General features: G+C 45.6%; 1 protein-coding gene. It reads right to left on the bottom strand.

The window, feature by feature from the left end:
- Positions 1-463 precede the first annotated feature (463 nt).
- The gene (locus KDK15_RS05910; RefSeq protein ID WP_257294440.1) at positions 464-1,459 is read right to left on the bottom strand and encodes a PDDEXK nuclease domain-containing protein; all 996 of its coding nucleotides are present in this window, start codon (positions 1,457-1,459) and stop codon (positions 464-466) included.
- Positions 1,460-2,103 lie beyond the last annotated feature (644 nt).

The raw sequence follows: 2,103 nt of genomic DNA, 5'->3' as shown, positions 1-2,103 counted from the left end.
TCTCTCCTTGGAGCCCTTGTAAACAGCGACTTCCAATTTATTTTCACGGCAAAGAGCACTAAGAAGAGCTTTTCTTTTCCTTTGTGCTCTTTGTGCGCTTTGTGGTTCCAATCGCCGGGTGCCTTAAAACCCACGTATGACAAGGCTTTCACCCTTAAGTCAGTGCCATTGGACTGTACACCGGTCTCTGAAAAAGCGTCTACGGATAACGGAACGCGAACCACGTATCAGGCACCACGCGCTTCAACAATAGTTCTTAGGGTAGACATTAAGGAATTCTTCTTGATAGGACTATTGTTCATTATTCTTTTTAGCTTCTGCGATCGAGTGCAGGCGGGTTGGTTTCCGGGTACCGCGGGTCTTGAATTGGAACCACGAAGCACACGAAGAGCACAAAGAAAAGAAAAAATCTTATCTTATCTTTTCCTTTGTGCTCTTCGTGTGCTTCGTGGTTCAAAAAAAATCAATCACCTTCCTTCAGCAACAACGCCAGCTCACGGGCTAACTCTTTGCGATCAGGCAGGTGAGTTTTATAACGTGAAACAAAAATCTGGTTAGATATCGAGCCAGTAGCATATTCAACCAGTATCTCGTCTTTATCTGCTACAAGAACAATACCAATAGGTTCATGGTCACCCTCGGTATTTTCTTCTTTTTTGAAATAATTGAGATACAGGTTCATCTGCCCGATATCCTGATGGCTGACCTTGCCCAGTTTCAGGTCAATCAGTACAAAACACTTCAGGATGCGGTGGTAAAACAGCAAATCAACATAGTAATGGGTATTATTGAGCGTCACCCGGTATTGCTGGGCAATAAAGGCAAACCCTTTGCCCAACTCCAGGAGGAACTGGGCCAACTTATCAACCAGCTGGTTTTCAAGCTGCTTTTCGCTGTATTGCTTGCGCTCAGGAAGGTTCAGGAATTCAAACACATAAGGATCTTTCACCAGATCCGCTGGAGCGGTTGGCTGATGACCGTCATTGGAGAGCGCTAAAACCCCTTTCTTATCGGTGCTGATAGCCAGCCGTTCAAACAGGCCCGAGTTAATCTGCCGCTTGAGTTCACGTACGGACCAGTTCTCCACAAGGCACTGTTTTTCATAGAAAGACCGGGCCAGGGGCTCAGAAACGCAAAGTAACTCGCAATAGACAGACCAGCCCAATTTTCCAGACAGTGTCTGGATTTTTGGGTAACAGAGATACAATTGCCGCATCTGGTAGATATTGCTTCGGCTGAAGCCTTTGCCATAACGCTGCTTCAGGTCTTTGGACAAAAGATCCAGTAATTGCTTTCCATATTGGGCCGTGTGTTCGCCCTGCTGCTCGAATTCGACAATGTGCCGCCCGATATGCCAATAGGTTTCTACCAGTGCTGCGTTTATTTTTTGCCTGGCTTCTCTGCGCCCGGCCTCCAGTAATTCACCAACACGGGCAAGTAACAAGTCATAGTGTTCCATGTTGCTAGTGTTCCTGACTGTTATCGCTAGTTGCCAGTATTATGGCATGGATAGGGCTATGGGGTGGGAGGGCGCATTGTTTATGAAAAGCCTTAAAAGCTAAGTAGCTTAAAAGCCAAGGTCAGGTATTTCATTGTGCAAATAACTTTTTTATCACCATAAACGGCATTTGTTATGCATGATTCTAACGATAGACATTAAACATCTACCTATTAATTCCAGAAGCAAAAGCTTTGACCCACGAAGCACACGAAGAGCACAAAGGAAAAGAAAAGCTCTTCTTTGTGCTCTTCGTGTGCTTCGTGGTTTCAATTCAAGACCCGCAACACGTAGAAACCAACCCGACTGCACTCGTTCGCAGAAGCTAAAGAAAGAATGGACAATAGTACTATCAGGAAGAATTCCTTAATGTCTACCCTAAGAGGCCGCCTTATAAACCCAAGCATCCTCGATTTATTGTTGCTGAACACGTTCTCTGAAAAAACGCTGCCGAAAGCCAAGGTCAGGTCTTTCATTGTGCAAATAACTTTTTTATCACCATAAACGACATTTGTTATGGAGAGTAGACCGGCGGAACTTCCCCGCCAGTCCCTCGCAGAACGGTACGTGAACCTCTCGATTCATACCGCTCCCATCGGGCAGGT

This window comes from Endozoicomonas sp. YOMI1 (assembly GCF_024606345.1).
Lineage (GTDB): Bacteria > Pseudomonadota > Gammaproteobacteria > Pseudomonadales > Endozoicomonadaceae > Endozoicomonas.
This window is presented reverse-complemented; position numbering and strand designations above follow the sequence as displayed.